At 73.5% G+C, this 6,183-nt stretch carries 6 protein-coding genes; 3 read left to right on the top strand and 3 right to left on the bottom strand.

Features of this window, described 5'->3' with window-relative positions; all coding sequences use genetic code 11:
- Nucleotides 1-62 precede the first annotated feature (62 nt).
- Complete coding sequence (locus RAN62_RS03950; protein WP_305783026.1) at nt 63-1,337, top strand: MFS transporter; 1,275 nt, start codon at nt 63-65, stop codon at nt 1,335-1,337.
- A 7-nt stretch (nt 1,338-1,344) separates the two neighbouring features.
- Here RAN62_RS03950 and RAN62_RS03945 read toward each other — a convergent pair whose 3' ends face one another.
- From RAN62_RS03945 to RAN62_RS03935, 3 genes are read right to left on the bottom strand one after another with little or no spacing between them, the layout of a single operon-like run.
- Nucleotides 1,345-2,829 (bottom strand): DUF6297 family protein, encoded by a 1,485-nt coding sequence (locus RAN62_RS03945; RefSeq protein WP_305783025.1) that lies wholly within the window; start codon nt 2,827-2,829, stop codon nt 1,345-1,347.
- Nucleotides 2,826-3,458, bottom strand: a complete 633-nt coding sequence (locus RAN62_RS03940; protein ID WP_305783024.1) for an ABC transporter ATP-binding protein — start codon at nt 3,456-3,458, stop codon at nt 2,826-2,828. The genes RAN62_RS03945 and RAN62_RS03940 overlap by 4 nt, the downstream gene beginning before the upstream one ends.
- 22 nt (nt 3,459-3,480) lie before the next feature.
- Nucleotides 3,481-4,974: an aldehyde dehydrogenase family protein gene (locus RAN62_RS03935; protein WP_305783023.1), complete on the bottom strand. Its 1,494-nt coding sequence runs from the start codon at nt 4,972-4,974 to the stop codon at nt 3,481-3,483.
- 55 nt (nt 4,975-5,029) lie between these two features.
- Here RAN62_RS03935 and RAN62_RS03930 point away from each other — a divergent pair, with 55 nt between their 5' ends.
- Together RAN62_RS03930 and RAN62_RS03925 are read left to right on the top strand one after the other, a co-directional pair.
- The gene (locus tag RAN62_RS03930) at nt 5,030-5,374 is read left to right on the top strand and encodes an Rv1322 family protein (protein WP_498371873.1); all 345 of its coding nucleotides are present in this window, start codon (nt 5,030-5,032) and stop codon (nt 5,372-5,374) included.
- Between the two features lie 10 nt (nt 5,375-5,384).
- Nucleotides 5,385-6,182, top strand: coding sequence for an alpha/beta hydrolase (locus RAN62_RS03925; protein WP_305783022.1), 798 nt, complete (start codon nt 5,385-5,387; stop codon nt 6,180-6,182).
- Nucleotide 6,183 lies beyond the last annotated feature (1 nt).

The raw sequence follows: 6,183 nt of genomic DNA, 5'->3' as shown, positions 1-6,183 counted from the left end.
TGCATCGGCGCGGCCTGAAACTGGCTTGAGGGCTCCGTCCTGCGCGGGCAAGGTGAGTCCTCATGGCGGAAGCGGCGACGCCGGAGGCGCCACAGCATCCGGCGGCACCGAGCGGTGTTCTTGCCACGGAGCGGCCGCTGCGGTCGCCGGCGTTCCGGTGGTTCTTTGTCGGGCGCTCGATTTCGATGGCCGGCAGTTTCATGTCGCCGGTTGCGCTCGCGTTCGGAGTTCTCGGGGTCACGGGCAGCGGAGCCTGGCTGTCCGCGGTCCTCGCCGCCGCCACGGTTCCGATGGTCGCCACCATGCTGATCGGCGGCGCCGTCGCCGATCGCTACCGCCGGGACTTCGTGCTCCGCCTGACCAGTTTCGGCGCCGGAGTCACCCAGGCCGGCGTCGCCGTCGTGCTGCTCACCGGACAGCGCCCCGTGCTGCTGCTGCCGCTGGCGGCTCTCAACGGAATCTTCCAAGGACTGACCACGCCGGCCCTGCGCGGCATTCTCGCGAACCTGGTGTCCGGCCGGGCTCTGCAGCAGGCCGGCTCGCTGCTGGCCGCCGCCGGCAACACCGCGCGCATCCTCGGGCCGGGCGCCGCCGGCTGGCTGACCGCCTCGGCCGGCGGCGGCTGGGCGATCGCCGTGGACGCGGCCACCTTTCTCGCCGCGGCTGCCTGCTTCGCCCGGATCTCCCTGCCACCGCGAGCCGCGGCCGTGCCACCGCGAGCCGCAGGCGAACCTTCGATGCTGAGCGCCTTGGCCGAGGGCTGGACCTACTTCCGGACCCGGACGTGGATCTGGTCGGTCACCTTGGCCTTCGCCGTCTTCAACGCGACCACCACGGGCGTCTGGCAGGTCCTCGGCCCGGTGCTCACGAGCGCCACCATCGGCCCCGAGGGGTGGGGACTCGCGCTCGGCGCCCGGGGGGCCGGGGCGCTGCTGACCGGTCTGACCCTGGTGCGGGTGCCGATCATGCGGCGGCCCATGACGCCGGCCTTGACCGCCATGGCGCTGGCCGCCCTCCCGCTCATGCTGCTCGGGGCGGGTGCGGACCTGCCCTGGCTCGTGACGGCCTCGTTCGTCGCGGGTGTCGTCGCCGAGTTCTTCACGGTCGTCTGGACGACGATCACCAATACTCACATCCCGGAGCGTCTGCTCTCCCGGGTGGGCGCCCACGACGAGTTCTGGTCGTTCCTGGCTCTGCCCCTCGGCCAGGTCTCCGCTTCCGCCCTCACCGCGGTGGCCGGCCCGGCGACCGTTGCCTTGGCCGGCGCCGGTTCGGGAGCGGCGGCGATGCTGCTGGCGGCCTGCGTTCCGGCGCTTCGCCGCCTCTCGAAAGCATGAGCTGAGGTCAGGCGAGTTCGACGCGGTCCTGGGCGGTGGTGGCGGAGAGGTAAAGGCGGCAGCCCGCGGCGGTGATGACGGCCTGGACGAGGACGGCGGTCCAGGACAACGGCTGGTTCTGGGCGATGAGGACCAGGGCGGGAACGCCGAGGACCAGCATGTCCACGCCGGCCAGGGCGGCGATCAGGGGGCCGGTGGAGACCGAGCCCATCGGGGTGTCGAAGGGCATGAGACCGTTGTCCACGAAGCCGGCGCGGGCCTTGCGGACGGCCGCCACGGCGCCGACCGGGCCGAGGGCCACGCCGAGGAGCCACCACGGGCCGGCGGGGAGGTCGCCGAGCAGCATGAGGATCGTGAGGCTGAGGGCGTACCAGAGGGTGGCCAGGGTGACCGGGACGGCGGCCCGCTGCAGGATCGCCGTGCGGGAGTCGATGCCCAGCATGCGGAGCATGAAGGGGTTGCCGGTGTCGGTGCGCAGGGTGGCGGTGGTGACGCCGCCGGCGAGCAGGCCGCCGATCAGCACGACGGCGGCCAGCACCAGGCGCGGGGCGGTCGTGACCAGGGCGGGCAGGGCGGCGCTGCCGGCGAGCCAGAGCAGGCGGGCCGGGCGGCGGCGGAGCATGAGGAGATCTTGCGCCACGAGTACGGGCACCCGCCCGCTCAGGCGCCGCGAGCGCAGGTGACGCCGGGACCAGTAGCGGCGCTCGACCATGTCGGAGACGAACGACGGCTCGATGGCGTACGCGGAGTCCCAGAGCGTGCCCGCGGTGCGCGCCGATTCGAGGATGCGGTCGTTGGGCGTGCGGGCGAGGTTGCGTACGGAGACCAGGAAGCCGGCCGCGACGATCACCGCGAGCGCACCCGTGGCCGTGACCACCGCCTGAGGTGTGGGCCACCCGGCGGGCGCGGGGGGCGCGGTGACGGCCGAGTCGGCGACCAGGCCGGCCAGCCCCGCGGCCAGGACCAGCGCGGCGAGTCGGTCGGACCAGCGTGACCACCAGCGGTCGGCCTGCGCGGCGAGGGCGATCAGCAGCAGCGTGGCGGCGGCGAGCGCGCCGGCCACGGGGAAAAGCGACGCCGGCGGGCGGGCGAGGACGTGGCCCTCGACGGCGAGCGCGGCCACGGCACCGGTCAGCGCGGACACCGCGAGGGCCGAGCCGAGGCCGGGCAGCAGCAGGGCGCGGCGGCTCATCGGGGCGGTGAGCAGCCAGGACGCGGCGGGGCGGCTGATCGCCAGCGGGCCGAAGCGGCGCAGGAGCAGGTAGAGGCCGCCGAGCATGGTCAGGACCAAGGAGACGCCGGCGAGCTGGGAGGCGTTGGGGTGCGTGGGCCAGAAGACGGCGGCGAGTTGCTTGTGGACCATGCCGCCGACGATCGCGACGAAGAGGACGGCGAAGTACCAGTTGTCGGCGATCTCCCAGCGGCTGGAGTGCGCGCGTTGCGTACGGCCGATCCAGCGCCGGACCTCGCCCGCGCTGACCAGCGTGGTCACCGGGCGGCCAGCGAGGGCATGCCGACGCCCGACGCTCCGGATGCCGCGGTGAACGCGTCGTCGTGGCTGGCCATCAGGAGGCTGCCGCCGTCGGCTAGGTATTCGGCGATGAGGGCGGCGACCGTCTCCCGGCCCTCAGGGTCGAGGCGCTGCTCGGGCTCGTCGAGGATCAGCAGGCGGCTCGGGCGCAGGAAGGCGAGGGCGAGCGTGAGGCGCTGCTTCTGACCGGACGACATGGACGCCGGGATCGCGTCGGTCTGGGCCCCGATGCCGAGCCGCTCGAGGGCCTCGTCGGCCCCGGCGTCGTCGGCGTGCACCCCGTGGGCGCGGCAGACCAGCTCGGCGTGCTCGCGGACGGTCAGGCCCGGGTACCAGGTCGGGGGCTCCACGGTCGTCGCCACGGCCCGCCAGAACTCGGGGGCCGCGCCGGGCGGGCCGCCGAAGACCTCGATCTCGCCCTCGTCGGGGCGCTGGAGGCCGGCGACACAGCGCAGCAGGGTGGATTTGCCGATGCCGTTCTCGCCGGTGATGCAGACGCCCGTGCCGGCGGGCACGGTCAGATCCAGCCCCGTGAGGACGGCGGTGGAGCCGTAGCTCACTGCCAGGTCACGGACGACGATCGCTTCCACCGCCGCAATCTAGCAAGGCTGGTCACGGGCGGCGCGCGTACAGGAGCTTCACCACCTTGACGATGCGGCGCACCTGCGCGGGGGTGCGCTCGAAGGTCATCGCGGGCAGCGCGGAGGGTCCGCGCCGCACGGTCACAGCCTTGGGTACGGAGAACTCGCGCAACCCGTCCTCCCCGTGCACGCGCCCGAATCCCGAGTCGCCCACGCCCCCGAACGGCAGCGTCGCCATGCCCACGAAGCCGAGCGTCGAGTTGACGGACACCATGCCGGCGCGCATGCGACGGGCGATCCGGATCGCGTCGCGCTTGCCGAAGACGGCGCCGCCGAGCCCGTACGGGCCGGAGTTGACCTTGGTCAAAGCCTCCTCGGCGTCCGCGACCCGCGTGATGGTGAGCGTGGGCCCGAAGGTCTCCTCGCGCACGGCCGCGGAGTGGTCCGGCACATTGACGAGTACGGTCGGAGCGACGCGCGGCGCCCGTACGGCGTCCGCCCCGCCCACCACCGCCTCGCCCCCACTGGCCAGCGCGTCGTCGATGTGCCGGCGCACCACGTCGAGCTGGCCGGGCATCGTCATCGGCCCGATCTCCTCGCCGATCCGCAGCCGCCCGGCCTTCTCCGCCACCGCACCGACGAAGGCGTCGAACACCGGCGCGACCACGTAGGCCCGCTCGATGCCGATGCAGGTCTGCCCGGCGTTGGTCATCGAGCCCCACACCGCCGCCTCGGCCGCCGCACCGATGTCGGCGTCGGCGTCCACGATCAGCGCGTCCTTGCCGCCGGCCTCCAGCACCACCGGCGTCAGCGTCTCGGCGCACGTCGCCATGATCCGCTTGGCCGTCGCGGTGGAGCCGGTGAACGCGAGCTTGCCCACCCCGGCCCGGCACAGCGCGGCGCCCGTCGTGGCGTCCCCGTGCACGGTCCGCAGCACCGGCTGCTCGGGCACCACCTCGGCGAACGAGTCGGCGAGCCACTGGCCGATGACGGGCGTGTACTCGCTCGGCTTGAACACCACGGCGTTGCCCGCGGCCAGCGCGCCGGCGATCGGGCCCATCGGCACGAGCACCGGATAGTTCCACGGGCTGATGACGCCGACCACGCCGAAGGGCACGTACTCGAGGTGCGCGGCGTGCTCGGCGACCAGCAGCCGCGACCGGACCTTGCGCGGCCCGAGCACCCGGCGGGCGTGGCGCGCGGCCCAGTCGAGGTGCTCGATCGCGGCGACGATCTCGACGATCGCGTCGGCGAGGGGCTTGCCGGTCTCGGCCCGGCTCAGCTCGGCCAGTTCGTCGAGGCGCTCGGCCAGGAGGGCCCGCCAGCGCAGCAGTCTGGTGCGCCGGCCGTCGAAGCCGAGTGCTGCCCACCACCGCTGGGCCTGGCGCGCGTTCTCGACCGCTGCTGTCACGGCGGCCTCGTCGGCGACGGGCACCCGACCGGCCTCGACGCCGGTGGCGGGGCTGGTGGACAGCAGAAGACCGTCCTCGAACACGGGCATTCCGGGCGTACGGGCGTCCGTCATGAACGTGAGTCTATGTCGCATTAGCCGGGCCGTGCCGCACACGTACGCTTGATTCGTGAGCCCACGCCGGAACCGCCCCAAGACGCGCGGTCACTCGTCGTCCTCTTCTCCTGAAGGAATCGAGGAAGATCGGGTCCGGCGGGGCATCGGCGGCGTCCAGCAGTATCAGGACGGCGAGTGGATGGTGCGGTCGATCTTCGGCGGGGCGGCCGTGAAGACGTACCGGTGCCCGGGGTGCATGCAGGAGATCCGCCCCGGCGTGGCCCACATCGTGGCCTGGCCGGCCGACGAGCGCGGCGACGAGACCGACCGGCGGCACTGGCACACCGGCTGCTGGCGCGCGCGGGACCGGCGCGGCCCGGGGGTGGAGCGCTCCCGCAACGCGCCGCGCTATGGGTAAGGATGTGTCTGTGTCACAACGCATCCGCGCCAACTCCGTCCTCCCCGCGCACCGGGAGGACATCGAACTCCACACCGCCGACGGCCAGACCCTGGTCGGCGAGCTGGCCCGCCCGCTCGGCCGCGACCCGGTGGCCACCCTGGTGTGCCTGCACCCACTGCCCACCCACGGCGGCATGATGGACAGCCACATCTTCCGCAAGGCCGCCTGGCGCCTGCCCGCCCTGGCCGGCCTCGCGGTCCTCCGCTTCAACACCCGCGGCACCTCCAGCGTCCGCGGCACGAGCACCGGCACCTTCTCCGCCGGCGCCGACGAGAAATACGACGTGGCCGCCGCCATCGAGTACGCCGAGTTCGAAGATCTCCCGAACATCTGGCTCCTGGGCTGGTCCTTCGGCACCGACCTCACCCTGATGCACGGCCTCGACCCCGCCGTCCGGGGCGCCGTCCTGCTGTCCCCGCCGCTCCGCTTCTCCCAGCCCGCCCACCTGGCCGCCTGGGCCGAGGCCGGCAAGCCCCTGACCGCGCTCGTCCCCGAGTTCGACGACTACCTGCGGCCGGCCGAGGCGGTCGAGCGCTTCGCCGCCGTCCCGCACGCCGAGGTGATCGGCATCCCGAACGGCAAGCACCTCTGGGTCGGCCACTCCGAGCGCATCCTCGACGAGATCGTCCAGCGCGTCGCCCCGTCCGTGCCGACGCCGCTGCCCCACGAGTGGGAAGGCGAGATGACCGTGGGCGACATGAACGCGTACGCCGACCGCACCGTCGCCGCCTTCGCCGACACCCCCGTCCCCCGCCCCGGCGACTGAC

The organism is Symbioplanes lichenis (assembly GCF_030709675.1).
Lineage (GTDB): Bacteria > Actinomycetota > Actinomycetes > Mycobacteriales > Micromonosporaceae > Actinoplanes > Actinoplanes lichenis.
The sequence above is the reverse complement of the archived record's forward strand: the minus strand, read 5'-3'. Positions and strand labels throughout refer to the sequence as shown.

What these genes read in the sequence shown, in the direction of transcription:
- RAN62_RS03950 (WP_305783026.1), top strand. Translation starts at nt 63, where the DNA reads ATGGCGGAAGCGGCGACGCCGGAGGCGCCACAGCATCCGGCGGCACCG.
- RAN62_RS03935 (WP_305783023.1), bottom strand. Translation starts at nt 4,974, where the DNA reads ATGACGGACGCCCGTACGCCCGGAATGCCCGTGTTCGAGGACGGTCTT.